The organism is Vibrio sp. 03_296 (assembly GCF_002265885.1).
Window position 1 is genome coordinate 25,506 of the sequence record NZ_NPKW01000046.1, and the last position, 24,070, is coordinate 49,575.

Genomic DNA, 24,070 nt, shown 5'->3' on the forward strand with positions numbered 1-24,070 from the left:
TCACTCCTTCGGAAGATAAACGGTAAATAGTGTTTCTTGTTCATCGCTGTCGAGCTCTAGATGACCATGTGCCTCGGATAGAATGGATTTCACTAAGTGAAGGCCAATACCATGTTCCCCTGTGCCACTCTTGGTCGAGTAACCCCAGCGGCATAAGCTTTCCAGATCCTCATCGAGACTAGGGCCATTATTAGAAAAAGTAAGAATGAACTCTTCTTCGGTTTCATGTAATTTCACCGCCATTGTGGCATCGTTTTGGCCTTGGCACGCTTCTAAACCATTGTCGATCAAGTTCCCCACTAGTGAGCACACTTGTTCCTCGCTCACTCTTTGAGTCAATCCGGAGAGATCGCCATAACACGAAATATTCAATGACTGGTTCGATTCTCTCGCTTTGCTCAATTTAGCCAACAGCAACGCCGTTAGCTGAGGCATGCTTTTCACACCTTGTAGCGAGTCTATGCGTGTTTGATTTTGTGCCGCTTGCGCTAAACAGACTGAGAGCGCCTTATCAAACGCCCCCATTTGTAGCAAGCCAGAAATGACCGACAACTTGTTTTGATGCTCGTGATGTGTCACTCGCATGCTTTCAAGATACTTGTCGACCTGACTGATGCGATCCGAAAGTGCTTGCAACTCCGAGCGCTGACGCAGAGTGAATACCGCGCCAGCCGATTCCCCATTCGATGTACGCATGGTGACGCGATTGATGATCACGCCATCTAAACCAAACTGCGCGACTTTATTTATGTAATCTTCTCCATCCAAAGGAAACAGATGACTGGCGTCATCCAGCTGTTTGGTCTCCTTACCCACGAGATCGCTTTGACGAAGAATGGCTCTCGCAGCGTCGTTCGCCAAATAAATATTTCCCTGTTGATTGATGGCAACAACCGCTTCATGAGTCGCGTCCAATACGCCTTGATGGGTTTTCAACGCTTGCTTTAATTGCCAAGGCTCGAGATCTTGCATTTGTTTCTTTACATAAGACGAAAATCGCCACGACAACAGTAAAAACAACGATAGAGCAGAAAGGGCAAACAAAAGCAGCGGCAACAGTTTTTCCCGACTCCACAGATTGAGCGTTTCGACAAGATAGCCCACCTTAACCATGCCAACCACTTCCCCTTGTGGGGAAAAAATCGGTGAAATATAACGTACCGAAGGGCCTAAAGAACCAACGCTTTGCGAGAGATAAGCCTCACCAAAATTGAGTGCCCTTTGAATGTCTCCCCCAACCACGGGTAAACCGACACGCTCACTCACCGGATGCGCCAAGCGGATGCCCTCTTCATTGCTGACAGTGATAAAATCAGCGTCACTCACCAATTGCACAACCGAAATGATCTCCGACACCCATTGTGCATTTTCACGCTCAACAGCATCAATGAGACTGGGCAATTTTGCCAATTGCTGTGATTGCACCTGCGCACGCAAGGCAATTTGGTTGTTCAGAACATTTTCTAATTGATACGCACTGTAACTCCACCAGGCAGCGATGCCAATTAGGACGGTACAACTGAGGATGAAGGCCAATTGCCTTGTAAAGGATAATGTCATCAAATCGTGGCTAATGAGGAAAACGACGCCTCCAGAATAGCGCGAAGTGAAGAGTATTCCGTCTCTTTCAATACAAAAACATGACTCTGATCGCTGGTTTAAATTTTATGATTTTTATTGGTTTAATTTTCTTAATCTCACGCTTTTTTCAAAGTGACTTTTCACTCAGTTACAAAATTAAAAAACCAAAAATCAATACCTTAATGAAATTGATTTGGCTCACTTTTCGGCGCCACTGAGCACTTAAGATGAGCACAACACTTTGGAGGTTTGATTATGAATAGCACAAACTTAAAGCTGCTTTCCCTTTTTGTCTTGGGGAGCGTGTTGTGGTTTTTACCCGTCCCCGATGGTTTGACAGAACAAGCGTGGCAAATGATGGTCATCTTCGTGACCACGGTACTCAGTTTGATTCTCGCCCCATTGCCCCTTGGTGCAATGGCCCTTTTGGGGTTAACCGCTGCAACTTTGTTGGGTGTTTTGCCCATTAAAACGGCGTTGAATGGTTTTGCTCATCCTACGATTTGGATGATTGCTGCAGCCTTCTTTATTTCACGTGGTTTCATTACCACAGGATTTGGCCGTCGCGTCGGTTACTGGTTTATCTCTAAACTGGGCCATAACTCGCTGGGTTTAGCCTATGGTTTAGTTCTCACCGATCTACTGTTTGCTCCAGCCACCCCGAGTACCACGGCTCGCTGTGGTGGTATCATTGCCCCACTTTTCCGCTCGGTTGCTAGTGCCTATGATTCTGACCCAGAGAAAGGGACTCAAAACCGGATTGGTGCATTCTTAGTACAGTGTATTTTCCAATGTAACGCCATTACCTGCGCTATGTTCCTCACTTCTATGGCTGGTAACCCTCTGGCCGCTAACTTTGCAAAGGAACAAGGGGTCGAAATTACTTGGGCAGGTTGGGCAGCCGCGGCTATCGTGCCCGGATTGTTGTGTCTTTTCCTCATCCCACTCGCGATGTATCTGTTCTTTCCACCAGAGCTGAAAAAGACGCCAGAAATGCGCGCGATTGCGAAAGAAAAGTTGCAGCAAATGGGGGCGATGACCCGCGATGAAATCATGGTGTGCGCTACGTTCATTGGCATGGTCACACTATGGGTACTGGGCCCAACCCTCGGCATTCACGCCACCGTGACCGCATTGATTGGCCTTGTCTTCTTATTGCTAAGCCGAACCATCACTTGGGATGCAGTGCTCAGTGAAAAAGAAGCGTGGCACACCATTACTTGGTTTGCGGTGCTCATTATGATGGCGTCTGAACTGAATAAACTTGGCTTTATCAAATGGTTCAGCAATGGTATTGGAGAGTCTTTATCTGGGTTTGGTTGGGCAACCACCATTATTTTACTCTTGCTGGTGTACTACTACAGTCACTACTTAATGGCGAGTGCGATGGCTCACATCAGCGCCATGTATTCCGCTTTCTTAGCCATCGCCATCTCGGCAGGTGCACCACCCATGCTGGCTGCGATTGTGTTGGGTATTTTTAGTAACTTGTATATGTCGACCACTCACTACTCGTCTGGCCCCGCGCCGATTCTATTTGGCGCTGGATTCCACAGCTTACAGAACTGGTGGAAGATCGGCTTTGTCTTCTCACTGATCGTTGTCCCCATTTTCATCTTTGTCGGAGGTATGTGGTGGAAAGTGCTCGGCCTTTGGTAATAAAGGCGCGAAAAAACGATGTACAACAGGGCTTAAACGCCCTGTTTTTTCGTTTGTCATTTTTATTTCATCTTCGCTTTGCACTATGGCTTCAAGAACTTCAGTCACATGTTCACCGTGAAACCACTCAAACGTTATCAATACGAACGCTACGCTGTCCTGTGTAATCTCGCCTATCCAAGGGTGTTTAAGCAAACACGCTATGGTTTCGATCCAAATGGACAACGCATCATTAAAAATCAATTTGGCAAAACCATGATTCGAGTGCTGTGGAGTAAAAATGCGGATGAAGTGGTGGTCGTCATTAAAGGCTCACACAGCCTTAGCGACTGGCTGCTTAACTTCGCATTATGGACAAAAAGCACCCAGTCTCTTGGTCTTCCCTATCGTATTCATGCTGGGTTCCATCACCTGTTAACTCAAGAGAGCCAACCATCAAGGAATCAAGATCACTTAGGAATGACGGTACTTGAAAAACTTGAGCAGATTTTGCTTGAACGCATCAAAGAGGGGAAGCGTATCGCGATCACTGGTCACTCCTCTGGTGGTGCCATTGGCTGTGTTTTTGCCGATTATTTTGAGCGAAAATACCCAAAATCAATTAAACGTGTGGTCACATTTGGCCAACCGGCCATTGGCGACTGGCGCTTCGCCAAACACTATTCTTTGGCACATAAAACCTATCGAATTTGCTGCGACCTCGATATCGTTACCTTTATGCCACCATTGCCCTTCCTGTATTCTCACAGTGGAAAATTGCTCTGGCTCTATAACGGTAGAATCTATGAAAATACCCCGACTTATGAACGCTTGGGGCGCTCAGTGCTCAGTTGGCTTATCCGACCATTCACTTACCACCTAATGAGCAAATACATCCGAAATAAAGATTTTTTTGACGAACGATAAACAAACGCTCAAAAGCAAAAAGAGACCCACGGTCTCTTCTCGATAATTTTTCATGCCCACATTTGCTACAGGGAAGCGATCTCTTTTTCCAACTGATATTTTTGGTCGGTGACGATTTTCTCTAGCACAATCACGCGCTTTGTGAGTTTGTCGATCTGCTGCTGCATCTCTCTTTGCACATCAGCAGACGCACCTTCCGTTTTCGTCAACTCTAACGCTTTAACCTTTTCACGATGATTTAAAAAGATTTTTAGCATGCCACTACCAAAAATGGCGGTGAAAATAATCAAAACAATTAAAATGTCGCCCAACTGTTCCATGTTGTTACCTCTAGTTAACGTTATCCATTAATCAAAAACGATTCATGTAGTTTATAAAATAGCTAGAGTAATAACGCAATCGTTGCGTCGCAGATCACATCGCGTTTGTCACTGAAACAAAATGAAAGAGAGAGAAGAAAAAACAAAGATTAAATCAATGATTACAAGGAATTATTGAATAAGGTCGCGAATGAACGGAACGAGAACAAGGAAAGAGAATGGAGGCGCGTCCCGGAGTCGAACCGAGGTCCACGGATTTGCAATCCGCTGCATAGCCACTCTGCCAACGCGCCTTTTAGATAACCATTGCTGGTTTGAGTTAGGATGGTGCCCCGGGCCGGACTTGAACCGGCACGACTCGAAAGTCGAGGGATTTTAAATCCCTTGTGTCTACCAATTTCACCACCAGGGCAACGCATGCTGCGATGGTAACACCACCTGCTCTAACGACCTTCGCCGTGAGAACGAGGCGTACTTTAACGGATTTTTTATTTGGGTCAATAACAAAAACAAACTTTTTGAATCAAATGGTTAGTTTGCCATCGCCTCAGTACGGTTCGCGCGCAGTATGGGGGATTTTTCAACACTCTGCCGTTTTGCACTCTCATTGAATGTTTAGATAAGTCATGATAGCTCGATGATCCGAACCGATCACTTCATCGATAGACTCCCTTTTACAGATAGCAAAATCACTGTTGAGCCATAAGTGATCGATGGAAATTTGCAGCCATGACGGCAGTGTCAACGTCGGTAAGTTTGGCCAACTTGCAATAGGGGCAGTTTGCATTCCAGAAAAAAGCGTGTCAAAGCGCTCACTGCTTGCAGAAAGATTCATGTCGCCCATGATTAAAATATCCTTCGTCGGGCTTTGTGTCGCTTGGTGTTCTAATGCCTGAATAAGTGCGTTGCGTCTCAACCACATCTCTTTGTTGCGAGGAGAAGGCGGATGAGCGGTAAGCAGGAATACAGGGTGTTGCTCATCAACTTGCCAAATGCCTCGGACGAAATTTTGATAGCCTTCGATATAAAAAACATCCATCCCATATAAAGGTTGCCGAGAAAAAATAAGCTGATGCGACGGTAGGCCGACTTTCGGCTGGCCACCGAAACGATAGCGGTAAACGTCATCCAACACTTTTAGCCGCTCTAAGTGTGGAGCCGTCACTTCTTGTAGCAAAATGAGATCAGGTTGCACCTTTGATAGGTAATCGATCAATTGGTCGACATGTTGATTAGAGAACAGCATATTGTACTGAAATAGACGGACGCTATTTCGGCACTCCCCTTCCGAAACCATCCCTTTCGGGACACCAATGGCCGTGAAATAAACAATGAGCCCAATGGAAGCTAACATTGGTGTCCACGCGCGTATCCCCAAACTGATGAATGCGACAACCGCGAGAGGCAAAATAAACAGTGCGGGATAAGCCGATATGTTTTCGGCCCACCACAAATGGGTCTGCGCTTTTACCCCCCAGTAGAAAAGGGAGCAAAGAATGATAATGAACCACAAGCCATAACTTTTAAGCATTGCTGAGTCATACCTATTGAGCCGCTACCTTAGTTAGTCTAGCAATGTTTATTAGAGAGGCTGCTCCATTTTTCTTAAATTTCAAACTTTTCTGACACTCTCCGTACATAGACAGTCGATAGACTTGGCTATACTTCTCTTTCAATTCACTACAAGGTATCCCCATGAAAGCAAAACTAGCAGTTGCAGCGGCAACGCTAATTTTACTGGCAGGATGTCAGCAAGAACCTCAAGGACAAACTTCAAATAACCGTGTTGGTAAAGCTATCTGCGACTCCCAAGCGAGCATGCCAGGAGGGTGGCACGATGCAGAAGTCGATCATCAAGTTATGCAAGCCGTGGACGCAGTGTTAGAGCAAATGAACACAAACTCGCCACTAAAAGGAATCACATCGGTTCATACTCAAGTGGTCAGTGGTGTTAACTACGCAATAGAATTTCAGCTAGAGAATGGCAGCCAATGGAATACGATTGTTTACCGTAACCTGAAAGGCGAATATCAAATTACCCAAACGGCTAAGCTAGGCTTGTTCTGTCAGCAATAAACTCGCATAACAACCTTCCTCAAGACACAAATACCCAAACGACTTGGCGTACCAGTTAGGGCACCATGAGAAACTCTCAAAAACCCTTGTGTCAAGGCGTTGGGGGGAACAAAAAGAAATCCCCTTATCTGATTAAAATAAGGGGATTTTTAATCACTTTAAGCGGTAAAAGGCTAAATGCCGCTCAAAGCTCCGCACATCATGATCAAAATGCAGATAACCGCCAGAAAGCCCATCGGCTACTCCAAAGTGAGAACGACTCGACGGTTACAACCATTCTGCTGGTTTTCTTCCGCGGCACAGATTGGCGTGGTTTCACCGAACGCTTTTTCTACGATTCGATTGCCTAAACCCAAATCATTTTTGAGGAAACGGGCGACGGTGTTTGCACGTCTTGCAGACAACTGCTTATTGTAAGTATCTGAGCCTGTGCTGTCGGCATGCCCTTCCACTGAAATTTTACGATTTGGGTCAACAATACCGATATAGCTACGAATCGCATCTTGATGGATATCGGTTAAACCAAATTTGTTGTGCTGGTAATTCAGCACCAGTGACATTTTTTTCTCATCGAAGAAGCAATGTTCACTGCTGTTTTGTGCTTTTACTTTCTGCACATCACGATTCAAGACTCGGGCTTCCGTCTGTCCTTCATCAACCACAATCGAGCCTTCGCTTTGTGTGGTTTTGTAATGCGTTGATAGCAATGTTTTGGTTATGATCTGTTCTTCTGATGTATTGACACAATTGGCCTGGGCATAATTGGAAAGCAGCACCAGTAACAGTAAAGGCAGTGTTTTTTTCATTTTAATCCTTAAGTCTACCTGTCTCTTCATTAATGAGATTCAAAATATATTTGTATACGTCATTGCCTTCTTTGGCATGATAGATATTGTCGTGACCAAAGCAGTCGCCAATCCCATCGTTTTTTTCTACAACGTAGTTAACCCCAATAACACCCATCGTCACTTTGGTCTTTGACGCTTTGTCGCTTGGGTTTTCACTTTGGAAAACGTTCCTTTTTTGTGAAATTTTCGTTTTTAACTTTTCGCACAAACCTGCCTTTACAAGTCTGTTTAGATATTTATTGTATCGAACTTCACGCCACTGCCTACCTTCCAAGTAGTAGCGAACAAAATCACCATCTCTACCATCAGAAAGCAAAATAAATACTTGCTCTGGATTTAAGTCCGTGGCTTGCTCAGCCATTTGAGCTGCACCAATAATGCCTTGCCAAGATTCAGTTAGGCCGTTTGGGGAAGCGTAATAATTTGAACTGTTGAACTTAGCTAGAAAAGCGTCATAGTCTTCAGTTAAGGGGATATCCTCGAATGTTTTAATATTGCCGGAATCGTTCCGCGAGTGGATTTTCGGTGCCGTAAACATATTATTCACCGTGCCAGACGGCGTCCTATATGATGAATAGTCAAACGCCGTACGCTGCCTGCCAACCTGCTTAACTGCAGTATGGTGAAACCCAATCACCGCCACTCGGCTCTTCCTATCTGTTTTAAACTCCCGCAGGTCGTCCACGATTCGGTTGATCGTTTCTGCGACTACATCATATTTCCTCTTGCCACTTCTTCCCCAAGGATTCACCATCGAGCCACTCATATCGATAATGAAGTAAATATCTAGAGGTTGCGGTAGAAATTTTCTAGACGTAGACGTTCCCATAACTTCAAAGTCTTTGGTTAATCCCATTTCACCGTCATTGTAAGAAATCCAGGAGTCGTGCTTTGTTTTGGCAGACACGACAAAATCGGTAAAAGGCGCTAGTTCGCCACTGCGCTGCACGCAGCCGTCTTTGTACTCGCAGCGTCGATTAAACACTCGAGCCACGACTTCGCCTTTATTATCTTCAATATAGTGGTCAACAATCTTTTGCGCGTATTCTTGGTTTTTCTCATCGTTTTCTTTTGGACTCGCAATTAAAGCCAAGCTCGCTACTTCCGCCGCTTCTGTAATTTTGGCGTGTGCCATATGCCTTTGAGTCATTTGCATCGAGAACACCATAATGACGACAAGTGCTGGCAACATACCCATAAAGATAATGCCTGCGACCCCTTGTTGCTTTTTGATGGACATACTAGACCCTCGCAAACGAAAATGACGTGGATACCGCTTTAATGACATTACCCTCAGCCAAGCCAAAGATATTAAACGGCGTTTCGTAACAAAGCGTGATTTGATACATCGGTAGCCGACGGTTGCGAGAGGTAATTGGCAACAGCTCTAGTGCCTCTTCTTTAGTGAGACTGTCTAGATTTGGCAAATTGCAACCGTCGGTCGCGCCACTACTAAAATTTTTATAACGTTTGCGAAAGTTGCTTGGCTTATCGCCATCTACCGCCAGCTGCTCGACAAACACGCCGAACTTAACCTCTTCAAAGCCCGGCATCATGCGCTTTAGGGAGGCTTTGGATAGATAGTTCACGGCTCTCTTTGTTTCAGAGCAGTAAGGATCGCCTCTACCACAGATATCCAACTCACCATCAAAAAACTGCTTTCTTTCCGCCATGATCGTTGTGAGTGAATAAGCGGCGCGGTCGAGTAGTCCTTTGGTATTGATGGCAACAACATAATTGGCCATCACAACAAACAGGCCTGAAAAAAACATGAGAACTAGCGCTAGCTCCACCATAAAAGCACCCTGTTGCTTAGCTTTCACAACCCGACCCTCCACCAATTTTGAATGCGCAACGCTCATATTCTTGAATAGCCATAAGCTCACGCCTCACTTGAAAGTCTGGCAAAATACCATCCAAAATCGTGTTGTAGGTGTACTGCATACGATACATCGCTATCGCCATATCCTTCGGTTTGTCTTTTCGTTCAGGACAAGTTTCAATGTCGTCATAACCGACATTGCAAGTCACAAAGTCTTGATAGTTTTTGAAATAATCAACCGTAATATTAACGCTTTCTTCTTTGGCCAAGTATTTCCACGCCACACCGGCATTTTCGTTAATGGTTTTTTCCAACAGTTTTTGATACTCCTGTGGAGTCGTGGCATTGGATGTTCCCGCTTTTTTGGTCTTGATAACCGACAGTGTCAAAGCATGATCGGAAACACTCATTGAATAACTCAGCATACAGAGCTCAATCCAACTAAACACCATGATGAGTAAAACAGGTAAACCAAGTGCAACCTCAACGGTTAAGGCACCCTTCTGCCTTTTTTTCATAGCTCGACATACCTCTTCTTGGTGTAATCCACAACAAAGGCACCTTTGATGTTTAAGCTATTAAGAAAGGTTTTCGCTTCCTCTATGTCAGTAAATTCACCAATGCAGTAGCGCTTCCATAAACCATGCGTATACGAGTAGACGGTACCGTAGTTTGCTTTTAGGAAATTGAGATAGTCGTTCGGTACCGCTTTGTATGAAGCCAGCACTTGAATACGATACAGTGATGGCGCTTTAGGCTTGAGGTTATTCACATCGAGCTTACTTACAGGCACTACGTTATCAACTGGCTTGACCCGCTCCACTTTTTTCGCTTCCTCTGGCGCTTTTGGTGTCACTTGAGCAGTCTGTACAACAGTAGCTCGGGTCGTGTCTTTGTTTATTTGAGCGACTTGTGGCTGCACGGCTTTCTTCCCTTTGTTCTTTCCTTTGTTGACAGTTTTCATTAATGCCGCCAACTGTTTTCTCGCTTCTTCTTCGCCCTTTTCATGTTTTAGCACTTCCAGAGCAATATCAGGGCGGTTGGACTGCACAGATGAGATGATGAGATTTGACCGAACTTTGGCATCACTTGGCATAGCGACATAAAGGTCATAAAGAATTTCCGTCGCTTCGACATAACGATTTTGCAAAAGGTAAACCACAGCGATATTGTTGCCCGCCTCTCTATCCGAAGCGCCACTTTTACGACTTTCTTCGAAATGTTGAATAGCCGTTTCATACTCTTTACGTTGCGCGTAAATCTTACCAACCAACAGATGATAGGCCGCCTCATCTCCACCTTCATCGAGGAATTTCTCGCTCTCTTGCAATGCCGAATCGTAGCGTTTTTTCTTATAATTTAAGTTCGCCAAACTGTAGATATAATCTGGTTCATCTAGGTCTTTGGCTGTATAAGTATTGGTATAAAGTTCGGCTGACTTGATATCCCCCATATCTAAATAGAGGTTAACCAATTTCACCTTATAACTTGGCACTTCTGCCAAATTACCCTTGTAGAATTCGACCAACTGCTGATTCTCACCAGAACTCAATAACAAACGTTCTTTAGTTTGCAATTCCGAACTAATAGATGAGCAACCTACAATCGAGAAAAGAATTAATAATTTAATTATCCATTTAGCCATCAGTTAACATCCTCATAATGCCAGGAGCAATAATCAAAATAATTATTGGCACCATGATAAAAATAATCATAGGGATTGACATTTTCGCACCAAGCTTGCCTATTTTTTCTTCAAGTTCCATCATATTTATTTGACGAATATCGGTGGCAAGCGTACCTAACACTTGGCCGACTGAAGAACCAAATTTCAAACTTTGAACAAGCGTCATAACAAAACTTTGTGCTTCACTTGAGGGCACCATTTCATAAAATTCCTCAAGCGCTTTTTCTATTCCAATCACTTTGGATCTTTGCACCGTAACATTAACAGTAAATGCCAAATATTTATCAACCGTTTGCAGCTCTTTAGCAAGGTACTCGAGTGTCGCTTCAATGGTCATACCCGTATGGACACACACATTCATCAAATCCAACAGAAATGGCAAGCGTGAGCTGACGTGACGTGTGATAGTGTTCGTTCTCGAAGATATGTATAAATCCGGACCAGCAACAAAAATAATTAACGCAAAAGCACCAATTAGTATCATTTCATTCAAATCAATGACCTCTTGACTCACTGCTAGTAAGCCACCTCCAATCGTTAAGAACAGAGGTACTATTTTAAATAGATAGTAAGTTTGAGCGATAAAGTCACTATAGATCCCCGCGGCGACCAGTTTCTTTTTGGTTTCTTCTTTATTAAAACTAAAACGTTTAAAAAATGACAAAAAAAGATCATCACGTTTCTGTTGCTCTTTGGTTGAACCAATTATTTTTCTAACCGATATTTCTGCTCTGGTTTCATCCCACATTTTTAAGGTAAAAATAGCCACAATAACAGAAACAACAAGTGCAACTAAAATAAATATGACACTAGGAAGAGAAAAATTCATGATTTCACTCCCCGCAAAATAAACCAGATACAAATAAATCCAATAATCTCACTAGTAAGAACGTAGTAAAATATCGGTTTCCCACCTTCCTCAAACATTACATAATTATAATTTTCTGGACTTGTAAATTTCAAAATCAACAAGAAGATAACGGGTAAACAAGCAATGATTTTGGCTGACATTCTCGCTTCAGACGTTAACGAACTTTTCTTTTTGTCGACGGCGCGCGCTTCAAACATGATGCGGTTAATACGAGAGATAACTTCTTTTAATTGGCCACCGCGACTCAGGTTTATGCGAATAGTCGCCGCAAAGAAAAAGTATTCTACATATGGGAAAGAGGCGGCACTTCTAGACAGAACATCATCGGGGTCCTCACCAATCAGCAAGCGCTCCGCCATCAGCTTAAATTGCTTCCCTACGTCGTTTTGCAGCTGATTTCCCACATACTCAAATGCATGAACGATGCTTTGACCTGAAGAGAGCGCACCAGAAAGTATGTTAAGCGCATCGGGAAAATCTTCTTTAAACTTAGCCGCTTTGGCTTGCTGAAGTTTAATCACAAACACGACAAATAAAGGGGGTTGCGCATACATCAGCAGCGTCAACAAATCCATCTGCAAGATAAAGTCGTTGATAAAGTAGAGCGCGATCGCCGTGACCAACAAGAACAACCCGATCTTTTTAATTGGATTGGGCATCAAAATGGTCACAAACGCTTTAAAATGACGACGAACTTTGGCGCGAAAACTCACTTCAAATTTTTGCGCATCAATAACGGTTCTTTGCCCTTTAACCCCTTCAAAATCTTGTTCGAGCTCGATAATACGCTGAATCGCTTTTTCTTGTTTCTTCTTATGCGTGACAAAATAGATAGCAAGAGCTACCCAAGAGAGCACCATTAGCCACATCATGAGAACAACTCCTGCACCGTATCTTCTAAACCAAAGAAACGAGCTCGCTCATAAATAACCGAGCGCTTTGACAAACCAGGTGAACGAAACTCACCTTGGATCTTGCCTCCATCAAAGCTGCCTGTGGTTTCAAATCGGAAAATATCTTCCATCACCACATTGTTACCTTCTAGCCCGACAATTTCACTGATGTACATGACTTTACGGCTGCCATCGTGGAGACGCCTTACCTGAACAATCAAATCCACCGCACTCACGATGGTGCGGCGTATCGCCTCCAATGGTAGCGACGCAGTTGCCATCATCACCATGCTTTCAGTACGTGCAATTGCATCTCGCGGCGTATTGGCGTGCAATGTAGACATTGAACCATCGTGGCCAGTGTTCATCGCCTGCAACATCTCAAAAGCTTCTGCACCACGACACTCACCGACAATAATACGGTCCGGACGCATACGCAGAGCGTTGATAACGAGGTCACGAGCCGTGATCTGCCCCGTGCCTTCAACACTTGCTTGACGTGTTTCTAACCGAACGATATGAGGCTTTTGCAACTGCAATTCGGCCGCATCTTCAATGGTGACCACACGTTCGCCTTCCCCGATAAATCCCGACAGAGCGTTAAGCAAGGTTGTTTTGCCCGAGCCGGTACCACCAGAGATCAAAATGTTGCACTTACAGTGACTGGCGATGGACAACAACTTGGCCATTTCTATCGACATGGCGCCAAATTCAACCAAGTTTTCTAGTTTGATCTTTTGCTCTTTGAATTTACGAATAGAGATGGAGGTGCCATCAATCGCCAATGGAGGAATAACGATATTGACACGGCTACCGTCTTTTAATCGCGCATCACACAAAGGAGAAGACTCATCGATGCGGCGACCAACATTCGACGCGATGCGCTTAGCGATGGTGTTCAACTGCTTTTCATTGACAAATTGGATCGGTGACTTTTCTACCTTACCGCCAATTTCAATAAAGACGTCGTATGGGCCATTGATCATGATGTCCGAGATATCATCATTTTCGACCAATTTTTGCAGCGGTCCCAATCCTTTAAGCTCGTCGTAAAGCGCTTTAACAAGCTCGGCGCGCTTTAGCGAACTTACCTGAAGCTGCTTTTTGTCGATCAAGATATTGACCGACTCCGACAACTGCTCCGCCAGCTCTTCATTACTGATTTCACTTAAGGTTGAAGCATCAATCGCGTCAAAAATTTCATCTCGTAAGTCGAGATAGATCTGCTTTAGTTGATTCATTTTTTAAACAACGTGAATTTCTTAGCGTTTTTAGTCTGGATTTGCTTTCCGGTAAGAGACGAAACCATTTCAGCGATAGACGTCGCGTATTTGCTCTTCATCAAGCCACTGGTTCCCATTTGAATCAGCTTTTGCTCCAAACCCGGTTCATAGGCAAAGTCGACAGACGAATGGCATTTGATTCGCTCTTTGGCATTTTTTAGGGTCACCAAATAATCTTTGTGAGGACGTGTCTGGCTGAAAATCACTTGATGCTCCGCCTTACCGATTTTCTTTTTGAATCGGTTGTAAGCGCGTAATGAAGAGACCGACGGTTCACAAACTAAATAAATCCGGTGATATTTGTCCGCCAAATCTTGGTCGTGAACCTCTTCAAAGGAGCTCATCGGCACAGAATCAATAATAAAGTTATATTTATCAACCAGTTCCGAAGAGAGGCTAAATAGAGTCGAGGCATGATCGCTCAGACACGCGGTGGTTTTTTCCAGAGCCAAATAGTCCAGCTTTTCGGTCACTTTACACAGATACGTGGTGGCAATGGCAGAATCGATCTCTGACTGATTCAAATCGATACTGTTTTCCTTGATTTTGTACCCCTTAACACCGAGAAAAATATCGCCATTCATCGCACCAGAATCGTGATCAACCACTAGGGTTTTTAGGTTGGCATTTTTAACCAATGCATTGGCCAACACGCTACTAATACAAGAAACCCCGATACCACCTTTTGTGCCCAGGATAAGGATCCTTTTCGCAATTCGCGTCTTACCGCTTTTTGATGCTTCTGCAATGTCACGCTTTAAGCTCGCTAATAATCCATCGAGCTCTTCATCCCAAAGAATGTAACTGGCACCGCATGACTGAACACGGTCTCGTAGCTTGATCGAGTCAAAATTACTAATAACCAATAGCTTGATGCTGACATCAAGACGGGTCGCAATATCAGAAACCTCATCCACCATGTTTTGGTTATTACGCATATCCAAAATGACGTGATTTAAGGTGACGTCACTGCGATTCCACGTTGTCTCTTCATCCAAATCGGTTACTTTGAGGGGCTTTTCAAACCCCTCGATTGCGTACAGTTCATCAACGGCAGCAAGAAATCCCGCATCGTCAGAAACGATCAAATCTTGGTTGGTGTTGCCACCTTTTCTTTTTGAGGATGAACTTTTAAATAATGTATCGAGATCCATCATCAGTAAGTACTCTTCAATGGGTTGACCAGACTAATGTTTCGGTTGTGTTCTAACGCACAACCGAATCGGTATTCATCTTTGCTTGAAAAAGCGAGGCTTCCACAGTTCTGACTGCGGATATGAACATACTGAGCTTGAATCAGAATGGCTTTTTTCTGTTCATTCGGTGCAATTTCAACTTCATAGCGGATCTTGCTAATTTTTGAACTTTTTAGCTGCACCAATAGCTTATCGATAAATTCGCTCGCACTTGGCTGATAGTAAATCTTGAATTTTGCTTTTGGTTCACGCTCATTGACTTCATTAATAAATGACATGGCGCGAGATACCGAATACTCTTTGCCTGTTGCATCAAACTCATAGCTCTCTTGAAGCTGTTCCATCACACTGGTGTTTGAAATATTAACGTTTGAACAAGCGTTCAAAAGCAAAACAAATAAAATCAATAACCATTTTTTCATTAATTGAATCCCCCTTTGTTCAACGTATCTTCCAACTCAGGTTCATTCATTGATGAGAGGTCGATTCTCAGTAGACGCTCGATATCACTGGTGCGACGGAAACTTGGTAGTTTGATGTCTTCCGCTTTTACTGGGTCAACCAAGTTCACCGTGGCGACAATGATTAATTCAGTCTTGGTTTGATTGGATTTTGTATGGCTGAACAAAGCGCCAAGAATAGGAATGTCACCCAATACAGGGATTTTGCTTAATGACTCGCGCTCTTCTGACGTTAACAAACCTGCCAACACAAAACTCTGGCCATCCTTTAGTTGAACGGTTGTTTGAGCTTTACGTGTACGTAGCGCTGGCACATTGATCAAACCATTCGCGGTCTTATTTTCTTCGTCGATAGAGCTGACTTCTGGCAAAAGTGATAAACGAATGTTTTCCGAATCCGTCACCTTGGCGACCATAGACAACTTCACACCATATTCTTTATAAGACACGCTAATTCCGCTCTCATCACGGATGGCGATTGGCAACTCACCACCGACAAGAAAGCTTGCGGTTTCACCAGAGATCACCGAAAGATTGGGTTCGGCAAGTACACGACCAATTTGGTCGTCACCACTTGCGGTAATTACTGCAACGATGTCCTGAGCGGTGAAATCAAGCAGTTTGTTCACAAAACGTCCCGCCTGACCACTGTCTGAATAAGAGACACCTAGCTCAGATAGAAACGAGCTCGAGACTTCGGCGACAGTCAGTTTGACGTTGATCTGCTCGGTAGTCAGCACCTTGAGATTATTGATAATGTTGTCGTAAATATAAGTGGCGGTGTAATCCAAAGAATCAACTTGTCCACCGCTCGTATCTTGTAGAGTAAGCGTATTACGAGTGACGCTTTTCTTAAGCATTTCGCCGACCGTACGATAAATCTGAGCTTTTATTTCCTCACTACTTACCACCCCGTCGAGAATAACTTGCTCGCCTACATTGGTAATGTTGACAGACTCATCTGGAAAACGGGCAATCAAGGTCTGTTTCACCAATCGCAGACTTTTGTTAACCACCACTTCCGCGTTGTAAAGTTCATTTCCAGAGCGGTCATAGACAATCACCGACGTCGCACCAAGGCCAACACCGTAAACCACTACTTTGGTTTCATCGATGATTTTATAGTCGGCAATTTCTGGATCACCTACAAATACGGTTGAAATTTGACGTTTCAACGAAATGGTTTTTGCTGATCCCTGATTTAAATTCATTAGTTCATTAGAATTAACCGATGAAGAGACAAAGCCAATCGTGGTGATTAGTAAACACATTAATGTTTTTTTCATTTTTATTCCTTACCACGTAATTCTCTAACGCCAAATTGATCTTCCAGAATGTCGCTACTGCGAATTGACAAGTAACGTTTGGCTACGCTGGAAGGAACAATACTGATATCACCAATCTTTTGTGCCATTTCTAGCTTCAATACCTGAGGTACTTTCAACGCAATTACCAAACTGTTTTGCGACTCAGAAGTTTTTGTAGAATTTACATTTCTATCTGACTTAATGACTTGTATGACCTTTGCATCGCTAATAATGATTTTACTAACGAGATGTCCAATATCTTTGTAGCCATTTTCTAATAGATTAGATCTTGATGATGTAGTGGAAACAAAACTGACGCTGTCACCCGGTTGCAAAGTAATATTTTCGATAATATTAGAACTTGATGGTTCATAATAATAAGGCACTTCATCTTTTTTTAGAGACAGAAACATATAATCACGATCACCAGGATTACTGATCATATCGTTTGACAATATGCTTCCTTTGAGTAAGGGTCGGTTAAAAAGCGCGCCCGGTTGGATATTCAGTTCATTCTTTAGTGTGTGTCGATTGCTGTGCGCTTCAGATAGCTTAACTTCAACTTCCTTGTACACAGACTTAGATACAATCCCAGATTTTTCAACATCTTGAACCAATTCAAGCAAGACTACAGTGGGTTCAACTACAGGTTCTGCTGCGACAACTTCTTCAGTCTCAAACATATCACCCATAAGAAAAAACAGCGTGCTGAATATTGCAAGGGAAAGGAAGAGAATGATAATGGCTCTATTCATTGTTTTGTCTTTTTTATTAAGAGAAAAATGGAGGTTTCCCTCCATTCTATATTGGGAAGTAATTAACCGCCTGTTGCACCACCACCTGCAGCACCACCTGTGCCACCTGTGCCACTAACGGTTCCAGCTTCTGTCATTTTTGATGAAATAGCACTCATCGCATTATTAAGAGTTTGCTTTAGAGTACCATCCTTGAAAACAAACAAAATAATTGCAGACATTGCCACTGCGATAATCGCGTATTCTACCGCCGTTACACCGCGTTTATCTTCATTTAGAGATCGAAGACCTTGATTAAGGTTTAACTTCCACTCAATCGCTTTTGTCATAACTTTGTTAAACATATTATCCTCTTATTAACTTTAAAATGTGTCGTTATGGGGTGAAGACAAATTAAACTAATGGAATAACAAACGCCAATGAATAAGATTTATATATACATAATGCAAAATTATGATAAAAAAACGTTATAGCACTATAAATATAATAGTTATTAACGGAGTAAAAATTAATGTAAAATAGGCTTTATTTTTGGAAACATTTATGCCACTCGCCATAACATTAATATTTTTACAGCACTCTACGCATCATTTACTGATGCCAAATCTCGCGTCATATCGAACCACACCGTTGTTTTTGCTTTTCTTTGTTGCTTTATTTTTGCTTTTCTAAATGGTTATTTATTACACTCCTTTTTAATTGCAACATTATGCTTTGCATTAAGTTTTATATTGTGGTTGTTTGGATTCTGGGGCGGTGGTGACGCAAAATACTTTCCAGTCATGATGGTGGGCGTAAAACCCGACTATGCTATTGAAGCCATTTGCTATATCGGCTTATTTGGTGGAATCACCGTAATAGGTGTTTATGTGTATTGTTTGATTGCCAAGAAGGAGATAAAAAAAATAGGCATCCCTTACGGAATACCTATTTCTGCATCATGCTGTTTGTTTATGCTATTAAGCTTGTTGGTCCTCAGATAGCTGCTAATGATGCTGTTCAAAAAGATCGTTGAGTTTCGCCTTTAAGCCAATTTTGTCTAACTCATCAGACATCCCTTCACTAAACCAAACATTCATATTGACCTGTTGGCTAGTGGGAATCTTCTTGTAGTTAGGCTCTCTAACTGACCAATCAGGACAAACCATGATGGTGCCATGGTTTTCCAACTCTTTGTTCATCAGTCTTGCAGAACTCGTGCTTACCCAACTTGAGACAAACCGCGTATCGATTTTGTTCTCTTTCAGTAATTCTTGAACCAAGGTTTTCGACAAGGAGTTGCAATAAACCACTCGGAACGGATAGCACTCATATAAGTCTATACATGCTGTGTGACTAATTACATAACTTGATGATCTTAACTGATAAGAATTACCATTTTCAGAGCTCAATCGATTGAGACTGAATATTACATCGAAGTTAGCGATATCGATCGTAGACGTTGTACTAAAACTGGTGATCGCTAAGTCTGTATTATTCAGTGCACGAAATTCGCTCACGACTTTTTCTACGAGAATAGGACAGAACGAATCTGCAATCGCAATGTTATATTGCTCTCTCGTATCCACTTTTTCTAAATCTTTGAATAGCTTTTCATACATGGACATTGTTTGATCCGCATATTCTAATAACACCTTACCGTGTTTCGTAAGCCCAAATCCCTCTTTTCTAACAAAAATACTAGCCCCAATTGTATTTTCGATCTTTTTGATATGCTGCGACACAGCGGGCTGAGTCATAAATAGTGACTCGGCTGCAGCTGTAAAGCTTTTGTGTTTTGCAACCTGTGAAAATGTCCGAAGATATTTTACGTCGATCATTCTATGAACGGTTTTCATGACAGCTATCTACCTTGATGTTACCCAGTTTTATAGTTTTTTTGTGTACTTGGTATTTCTGATTTTTAAAATCAAGACAAAAATATCAATACGCTACGCGAGTTACAAAAAACTATTGTTTATGCAACTATAAACACAGCTTATATGATGTATTTTCCTTTGTAATAAAATTGTAAATAAAATTCTCCTCAAGCCAGAACCCATATAGGCAGAGCAGTATTATCATCATGAGGCATTTATTCGAACTGTGAATTAATCTTTATGTAAACTGACTGACGAATATGTGACAACGGTCACATACGAAACTTCATCCTGATAGTTGGCACGTCATACCTTAAATAAACTTGACAGCGGAATTTTTCTCATGAATGGGATATTCAAGATATTTCGCGGCAAACAATAAGGATTTCAATGCATTATCGCCGAAGTTTACAGTTGATTTCATTTCGAACAAACAATAAAGAAGAGGTGAAACACCTCTTCTTTTGCTGGTAATGGAAACTGCCGAATGTCTGGTTTCCTAGCTCTTTCTTCTACGCCACAGTAAAACGAATGCCATTAGCCATGCCGATCCAAAGCCTAGAGAACCCGCATCTTCACCACCAGAATCAGCTGTTGGTGGGTTGTCTGAATCATCATTTTGGCCAGAAATCGTGCTGGTTGGCGACAACTCTATTTCAAACCATCCCTGCTTGCTCTCTCCGTTATCAAAAAGAACTTCATAGTTGAATCTGTCGATCATGGTTAATGCTGTTTGAGACGGGGCTTGATAAATCAATTCCTGATTCACAATTTGCACTTCACCATGTTCTGCTGGGCGCGTAATACGCAGTTGGAACTTCCCTTTGTATTCAGATTCAAGAGGCTTCACATTCAGTGAGCTACCAAACTTGAGCTTAAGTTTGCCCTGCTTCACACTAGGCGTCGTGGCATGCACCGTTAATGTCAAACTATGAGTAACCGCCTCTCCTTGTTCGTCACGAACCGTTGCACTGAACACAAGCTTTTCATTGCCAACGGATTGAGAAGGAATCACGACGATTGCAACCGACTTATCCGCATTAAGTATTGTCGCTTTACGCCCAGAGACTTGTTTCCAATTGAACTGGTGGTTGTTGGAATCAATGTCTTTTAATTGCACAACCGACAGTTCAATACGCTCGTCCGCACTGACTTGCAACTTAGAGGCGTTAACACGAAAAGTATGTAAGTCGTTGACTGGCAGAATGTTGATCGAAACCGTGGCAATATTTGAGGTCGTCCCCTCGACATTCGTCACTTGGAACGTGAAACTGTCTTTGCCAGCAAAGTTCGCTTGGGGTACATATTGACCATTGTGAATCAGCCCATTTCTCGGCAGTTCCACAATCTTAACCTCTCCTCCTTTGCCTGCTAATTGCTGCAAGTTGAGGATGACACTTTCATCTTCACGTCCTTCAAGGGTGATGTTATCGATCACTAAAGCCTTCGGTTTAACAAACTGAATGATCAATGTTGCTTGAGACATCAGTCCTTGAGGGTCTTTGATCTCATACGTCACCGTTGTGCTCGTTTCACTACCGAAAGTCGCTGGTGCACTAAATTCAATTTCATTTCCTGAAAGGCTCGCTTTACCCAGCCCTTGCTGAGAGACGATACGAGTTAAAGTGAGCGTCTCGCCATCTTTCTCAATATCGTTGTCCAACACTCTAAAGCGTTTCACTTCCCCAGCTTTTATTTGGCCGTGATCATTTTGCGCTTCAGGCTGATGGTTATTCACCTTCACTTCCACGTTTTGGCTGACTTCGTTTTGGGCATCATCAGTCACAGTGACCTTGAAGTGCATGACATCACTCGCTGCCACACCTTCAGGAACCACAAAACTGCTGGTTTTCTGCTGGCCATTGCGTAGCGTCACTTTTGGACCGGAAATCTGCTGCCATTGGTAACTAAACGCTTTGGAATCTTCATCCTCCACTTTGTTAACGCTCAGCTCAACGAGTCCTCCAACGTACACGACGTCATTAACCACTTTGGCCGAAATGACCGGGGGTTTGTTAATCGCCAGCACAGTAACAGACACTTTTGCCGTGTTACTCACGTTTCCTTCACTGTCGCGCAAACGATATTGGAACTCATCAACGCCTTCAGCCCCCAAATCAGCTTGATACTCTTTTCCATTCACAGTTCCTTTGCTTGGCTGGGTCATGAGCTCAACCTGAAAACTGTGACCAGGTATTAAGTTGGTATCATTGTTCATTAGGTTGAGCTGCACACTCTGGCCCTGAGTAACTTGGAATTGATCGTCCAGTGCGAGAGGAAGCGGGTTAACTTGGGTTTGTAGTAGTGCTGCAAACGGGAAGTTTCGACCTCGCGCGCTGTTCATTCGGCCACCTTGTAACGTGGTATTGTCAGCGTAGAACTGCTCTTTGCGAATGCCATCGCTGAGATAAGCATCGTAATAAGAAGTTGAAAACTCGGGTATTGCATTGGTTAGCTCAACCACAATGAGGTGACGCTCTTGTGTCAATGCGAATGGTTGTGGGAACATCGCCCGTCCACCATCGGAATTCAGTTGCCCACGAGCAATTTCAACGCCATCTTCCGCCTTAAAAGTCACTTCGCCACGCCAGTTGGTTTGATAAGGATATTTGGTCACCTTATATTCCATAGGCTGTGTCTGATCACTTTTCTGCGCATAAAAATGAATGCCATCTAATGAGGTGTTTTCAAAATGCACATCCACCGCAAAACCGAGTGCATTAATTCGGCGATCATATTGCGTATATTGACGTACAAATGAGGTCATCCACGCATGTTTGCCACGCTGATCTGGCAATTGCAGTGTCAACGTTGAATGCTGATTAGTACTGACAATATCACTGATAGTGATGCCGGTATTGCGCCCAGCTGTGTTCAACCTTAATGAAGGCGTTGAGTCATCAGAAAGTAAGGTAACATTGCTGCTGCCCGGGAAAACATCGCCATTGTCACTCCACCCTCCTGCGTTTAGTTCATCTAGCCCGTCCGCTTGGAATATTTGCACCTGCATTGGGCCAGTACTGTTGAACTTGTTGTCAATCACCACAGAGGTCGCCAACAGGCCTTCTCCTTGCAATGCTCTGTCGTAGTCGACTTTTCGGCGGTTTTGCAAGTAGAGCCTTGGCCCCATTTTCTGTAAGTACGGATCAAGATAGATGACGCTTTCACCTTGAGAGGTGTTGACGGTATAGCTTTGGTTACTGTTTAAAACATCTGGTTCCAAAAAGCCTGATGCTTCTTTGCTCCATGCCGTCATATTGACAGGCGTGTCGCCAGAATAAAGGTCGCCAGGTTTGCGGCCCCATGAACCACCGCCCATCAAACCCCAATGACCTATAGAACCATCATGCTCATAAGAATACAAATCTGGAAGACCCAACATCAAATGACCGAGTTCGTGAGCAATAACGCCCATTGTTGACTGGTGGTCGCCTTGAAAATCAGCAAACAAGCAATACGCATTGATGGTGACACCATCGATGGTTTCATTGTTATGGGCAAACTTATGAGGCCAAATGTAAGGTCGACGATTACCGCCAGCCGCCGCATCGTAACCCGCAAACACGAACATCACTGAGAGTTCTGAAGGCTTGATAAAACCATCACCATTACTGTCGTAAGTGGACAAATCAATATACTGATCAAGCGCGGCGTAAGCAGCCGAAAAAACGGCACGTTGTCTGGTGGTACAAGTATTGTCCTCTTTGGAGTGACAATCAGGATGCGCCATATCTAATGAAATGTTGATCACCCCATCATTCGCTGTACCTTGCGTTTCTCGTGCTGGAGTAACAACGTACTTGTTGTAACTGTTCTTGAGAAAGTAATCTCTAACGCTTTGCCCATTCTGACCAAAAATTCGGTTAGTAAAGTCATTGACCATCACCTCGTCATTAAAGCTGACTTGAACCACAAGCAAAGGTTGAGTAACAGGTTGATCTGCTTGACGGATTCGTAAAGTAGCAGAATGGTGCTCAGTGGTGTTGATGTCTGACGAATGTCCTTCATCAAAGCTAATTCGAGCTGGCTTTACTGGGTGAAGTGATGAATTAGAGGCCGCTGGACTTTGCGAAGCTTGAGTAACAACAACATCTGTTGAGACCACTCTGCCCTCGCCATCAAATTCTGCGTATTTACCGTAGTACCAAGTCTCTCCTTGATAGAGATAAATGGTGCCTTCACGGTCTTGGTACCACGCTAACGCTTGATTCCCCATTAGACGCATTTCACGTACCGATCCATCACTCATCGTGAACTCATGCCAATCCGGAGACGGCAGAGTGGTCGCATTAAGTGAGATGGAGGAGAGCAAACTTGATATAGCGATTCCTATTTTCGCTTTTTTTATTTTTAAAGACATTATCCCGCCTTATTATTGACAATAATAAAGGCAACATATCAACCAGACCAATTAATTACCAATTAGCATTTGGATTCATAATATAAATTAAAGTTATACTTTCCCCTTCTATAACAACCAAATAAAAATACGATAAATATCAATATTTTAATAAATAAAACTACATCCGGACAACAAACTTAAAAA

22 protein-coding genes and 2 tRNA genes are annotated in these 24,070 nt (G+C 43.2%); 4 read left to right on the forward strand and 20 right to left on the reverse strand.

Annotation, left to right across the window (positions count from 1 at the left end; genetic code table 11):
- Entirely contained in the window at window positions 1-1,560 is a 1,560-nt protein-coding gene (locus tag CIK04_RS03875; protein WP_097352592.1) for a sensor histidine kinase, read from the reverse strand.
- Window positions 1,561-1,836: 276 nt separating this feature from the next.
- Here CIK04_RS03875 and CIK04_RS03880 point away from each other — a divergent pair, with 276 nt between their 5' ends.
- Entirely contained in the window at window positions 1,837-3,240 is a 1,404-nt protein-coding gene (locus CIK04_RS03880; RefSeq protein WP_097352591.1) for an anion permease, read from the forward strand.
- Window positions 3,241-3,357: 117 nt separating this feature from the next.
- Window positions 3,358-4,146 carry a lipase gene (locus tag CIK04_RS03885; protein ID WP_039453327.1) on the forward strand — a complete coding sequence of 263 codons (789 nt, stop codon included), beginning with the start codon at window positions 3,358-3,360 and terminating at the stop codon, window positions 4,144-4,146.
- Between the two features lie 65 nt (window positions 4,147-4,211).
- Here CIK04_RS03885 and CIK04_RS03890 read toward each other — a convergent pair whose 3' ends face one another.
- The 4 genes from CIK04_RS03890 to CIK04_RS03905 all read right to left on the reverse strand — a co-directional run bounded on the left by CIK04_RS03890 (window position 4,212) and on the right by CIK04_RS03905 (window position 5,997).
- A complete protein-coding gene (locus CIK04_RS03890; protein WP_038940145.1) occupies window positions 4,212-4,466 on the reverse strand; it encodes a hypothetical protein in 255 nt (84 codons plus the stop codon).
- A 219-nt stretch (window positions 4,467-4,685) separates the two neighbouring features.
- Window positions 4,686-4,759, reverse strand: a tRNA-Cys gene (locus tag CIK04_RS03895).
- Window positions 4,760-4,791: 32 nt separating this feature from the next.
- A tRNA-Leu gene (locus CIK04_RS03900) sits at window positions 4,792-4,878 on the reverse strand.
- A gap of 192 nt (window positions 4,879-5,070) precedes the next feature.
- Window positions 5,071-5,997: an endonuclease/exonuclease/phosphatase family protein gene (locus CIK04_RS03905; protein ID WP_097352590.1), complete on the reverse strand. Its 927-nt coding sequence runs from the start codon at window positions 5,995-5,997 to the stop codon at window positions 5,071-5,073.
- A gap of 164 nt (window positions 5,998-6,161) precedes the next feature.
- Between CIK04_RS03905 and CIK04_RS03910 the strand changes: the two genes are divergently transcribed.
- Entirely contained in the window at window positions 6,162-6,542 is a 381-nt protein-coding gene (locus CIK04_RS03910) for a cystatin domain-containing protein (RefSeq protein WP_097352589.1), read from the forward strand.
- Window positions 6,543-6,781: 239 nt separating this feature from the next.
- On the opposite strand, the gene CIK04_RS03915 is transcribed toward CIK04_RS03910, so the two are convergent.
- The 13 genes from CIK04_RS03915 to CIK04_RS03975 all read right to left on the reverse strand — a co-directional run bounded on the left by CIK04_RS03915 (window position 6,782) and on the right by CIK04_RS03975 (window position 18,009).
- Window positions 6,782-7,348, reverse strand: a complete 567-nt coding sequence (locus tag CIK04_RS03915) for an OmpA family protein (protein ID WP_038940141.1) — start codon at window positions 7,346-7,348, stop codon at window positions 6,782-6,784.
- 1 nt (window position 7,349) lies between these two features.
- A complete protein-coding gene (locus CIK04_RS03920) occupies window positions 7,350-8,678 on the reverse strand; it encodes a TadE/TadG family type IV pilus assembly protein (protein ID WP_097352588.1) in 1,329 nt (442 codons plus the stop codon).
- Window positions 8,632-9,213, reverse strand: coding sequence for a tight adherence pilus pseudopilin TadF (gene tadF, locus CIK04_RS03925; RefSeq protein ID WP_097352587.1), 582 nt, complete (start codon window positions 9,211-9,213; stop codon window positions 8,632-8,634). Before tadF ends, CIK04_RS03920 begins: the two co-directional genes overlap by 47 nt.
- Window positions 9,203-9,730, reverse strand: a complete 528-nt coding sequence (locus tag CIK04_RS03930) for a TadE family protein (RefSeq protein ID WP_017422561.1) — start codon at window positions 9,728-9,730, stop codon at window positions 9,203-9,205. Before CIK04_RS03930 ends, tadF begins: the two co-directional genes overlap by 11 nt.
- Window positions 9,727-10,857: a lipopolysaccharide assembly protein LapB gene (locus CIK04_RS03935; RefSeq protein ID WP_097352586.1), complete on the reverse strand. Its 1,131-nt coding sequence runs from the start codon at window positions 10,855-10,857 to the stop codon at window positions 9,727-9,729. Before CIK04_RS03935 ends, CIK04_RS03930 begins: the two co-directional genes overlap by 4 nt.
- Window positions 10,850-11,728, reverse strand: a complete 879-nt coding sequence (locus tag CIK04_RS03940; RefSeq protein ID WP_094866473.1) for a type II secretion system F family protein — start codon at window positions 11,726-11,728, stop codon at window positions 10,850-10,852. Before CIK04_RS03940 ends, CIK04_RS03935 begins: the two co-directional genes overlap by 8 nt.
- Complete coding sequence (locus CIK04_RS03945) at window positions 11,725-12,642, reverse strand: type II secretion system F family protein (protein ID WP_080537178.1); 918 nt, start codon at window positions 12,640-12,642, stop codon at window positions 11,725-11,727. Before CIK04_RS03945 ends, CIK04_RS03940 begins: the two co-directional genes overlap by 4 nt.
- Window positions 12,639-13,904: a CpaF family protein gene (locus CIK04_RS03950; RefSeq protein ID WP_017422557.1), complete on the reverse strand. Its 1,266-nt coding sequence runs from the start codon at window positions 13,902-13,904 to the stop codon at window positions 12,639-12,641. Before CIK04_RS03950 ends, CIK04_RS03945 begins: the two co-directional genes overlap by 4 nt.
- Complete coding sequence (locus tag CIK04_RS03955) at window positions 13,901-15,103, reverse strand: type II secretion protein (RefSeq protein WP_097352585.1); 1,203 nt, start codon at window positions 15,101-15,103, stop codon at window positions 13,901-13,903. Before CIK04_RS03955 ends, CIK04_RS03950 begins: the two co-directional genes overlap by 4 nt.
- Window positions 15,103-15,564: an ATPase gene (locus tag CIK04_RS03960; protein WP_097352584.1), complete on the reverse strand. Its 462-nt coding sequence runs from the start codon at window positions 15,562-15,564 to the stop codon at window positions 15,103-15,105. The genes CIK04_RS03955 and CIK04_RS03960 overlap by 1 nt, the downstream gene beginning before the upstream one ends.
- Window positions 15,564-16,889 carry a type II and III secretion system protein family protein gene (locus CIK04_RS03965; protein ID WP_017422555.1) on the reverse strand — a complete coding sequence of 442 codons (1,326 nt, stop codon included), beginning with the start codon at window positions 16,887-16,889 and terminating at the stop codon, window positions 15,564-15,566. The genes CIK04_RS03960 and CIK04_RS03965 overlap by 1 nt, the downstream gene beginning before the upstream one ends.
- A 2-nt stretch (window positions 16,890-16,891) precedes the next feature.
- Entirely contained in the window at window positions 16,892-17,665 is a 774-nt protein-coding gene (locus tag CIK04_RS03970; RefSeq protein ID WP_176463281.1) for a pilus assembly protein CpaB, read from the reverse strand.
- A gap of 62 nt (window positions 17,666-17,727) precedes the next feature.
- Entirely contained in the window at window positions 17,728-18,009 is a 282-nt protein-coding gene (locus tag CIK04_RS03975) for a Flp family type IVb pilin (RefSeq protein WP_094866471.1), read from the reverse strand.
- A 270-nt stretch (window positions 18,010-18,279) separates the two neighbouring features.
- Between CIK04_RS03975 and CIK04_RS03980 the strand changes: the two genes are divergently transcribed.
- Window positions 18,280-18,648 (forward strand): pilus assembly protein CpaA, encoded by a 369-nt coding sequence (locus tag CIK04_RS03980; protein ID WP_325205693.1) that lies wholly within the window; start codon window positions 18,280-18,282, stop codon window positions 18,646-18,648.
- Window positions 18,649-18,651: 3 nt separating this feature from the next.
- Here the strand turns inward: CIK04_RS03980 and CIK04_RS03985 are convergent, their stop codons facing one another.
- Together CIK04_RS03985 and CIK04_RS03990 are read right to left on the reverse strand one after the other, a co-directional pair.
- Window positions 18,652-19,503 (reverse strand): LysR family transcriptional regulator, encoded by an 852-nt coding sequence (locus CIK04_RS03985; protein WP_015727729.1) that lies wholly within the window; start codon window positions 19,501-19,503, stop codon window positions 18,652-18,654.
- A gap of 520 nt (window positions 19,504-20,023) precedes the next feature.
- Window positions 20,024-23,884: a M6 family metalloprotease domain-containing protein gene (locus CIK04_RS03990; protein ID WP_232708650.1), complete on the reverse strand. Its 3,861-nt coding sequence runs from the start codon at window positions 23,882-23,884 to the stop codon at window positions 20,024-20,026.
- Between the last annotated feature and the right edge of the window lie 186 nt (window positions 23,885-24,070).

Excerpts from the sequence above, each read along its gene's own strand:
- CIK04_RS03945 (WP_080537178.1), bottom strand. The coding sequence starts at position 12,642 with ATGATGTGGCTAATGGTGCTCTCTTGGGTAGCTCTTGCTATCTATTTT.
- CIK04_RS03905 (WP_097352590.1), bottom strand. The coding sequence starts at position 5,997 with ATGCTTAAAAGTTATGGCTTGTGGTTCATTATCATTCTTTGCTCCCTT.
- CIK04_RS03910 (WP_097352589.1), top strand. The coding sequence starts at position 6,162 with ATGAAAGCAAAACTAGCAGTTGCAGCGGCAACGCTAATTTTACTGGCA.
- CIK04_RS03875 (WP_097352592.1), bottom strand. The coding sequence starts at position 1,560 with ATGACATTATCCTTTACAAGGCAATTGGCCTTCATCCTCAGTTGTACC.
- CIK04_RS03990 (WP_232708650.1), bottom strand. The coding sequence starts at position 23,884 with ATGTCTTTAAAAATAAAAAAAGCGAAAATAGGAATCGCTATATCAAGT.
- CIK04_RS03935 (WP_097352586.1), bottom strand. The coding sequence starts at position 10,857 with ATGGCTAAATGGATAATTAAATTATTAATTCTTTTCTCGATTGTAGGT.
- CIK04_RS03940 (WP_094866473.1), bottom strand. The coding sequence starts at position 11,728 with ATGAATTTTTCTCTTCCTAGTGTCATATTTATTTTAGTTGCACTTGTT.
- CIK04_RS03915 (WP_038940141.1), bottom strand. The coding sequence starts at position 7,348 with ATGAAAAAAACACTGCCTTTACTGTTACTGGTGCTGCTTTCCAATTAT.
- CIK04_RS03930 (WP_017422561.1), bottom strand. The coding sequence starts at position 9,730 with ATGAAAAAAAGGCAGAAGGGTGCCTTAACCGTTGAGGTTGCACTTGGT.
- CIK04_RS03985 (WP_015727729.1), bottom strand. The coding sequence starts at position 19,503 with ATGAAAACCGTTCATAGAATGATCGACGTAAAATATCTTCGGACATTT.
- CIK04_RS03890 (WP_038940145.1), bottom strand. The coding sequence starts at position 4,466 with ATGGAACAGTTGGGCGACATTTTAATTGTTTTGATTATTTTCACCGCC.
- CIK04_RS03950 (WP_017422557.1), bottom strand. The coding sequence starts at position 13,904 with ATGAATCAACTAAAGCAGATCTATCTCGACTTACGAGATGAAATTTTT.
- CIK04_RS03970 (WP_176463281.1), bottom strand. The coding sequence starts at position 17,665 with ATGAATAGAGCCATTATCATTCTCTTCCTTTCCCTTGCAATATTCAGC.
- CIK04_RS03955 (WP_097352585.1), bottom strand. The coding sequence starts at position 15,103 with ATGATGGATCTCGATACATTATTTAAAAGTTCATCCTCAAAAAGAAAA.
- CIK04_RS03920 (WP_097352588.1), bottom strand. The coding sequence starts at position 8,678 with ATGTCATTAAAGCGGTATCCACGTCATTTTCGTTTGCGAGGGTCTAGT.
- CIK04_RS03975 (WP_094866471.1), bottom strand. The coding sequence starts at position 18,009 with ATGTTTAACAAAGTTATGACAAAAGCGATTGAGTGGAAGTTAAACCTT.
- CIK04_RS03965 (WP_017422555.1), bottom strand. The coding sequence starts at position 16,889 with ATGAAAAAAACATTAATGTGTTTACTAATCACCACGATTGGCTTTGTC.
- CIK04_RS03960 (WP_097352584.1), bottom strand. The coding sequence starts at position 15,564 with ATGAAAAAATGGTTATTGATTTTATTTGTTTTGCTTTTGAACGCTTGT.
- CIK04_RS03880 (WP_097352591.1), top strand. The coding sequence starts at position 1,837 with ATGAATAGCACAAACTTAAAGCTGCTTTCCCTTTTTGTCTTGGGGAGC.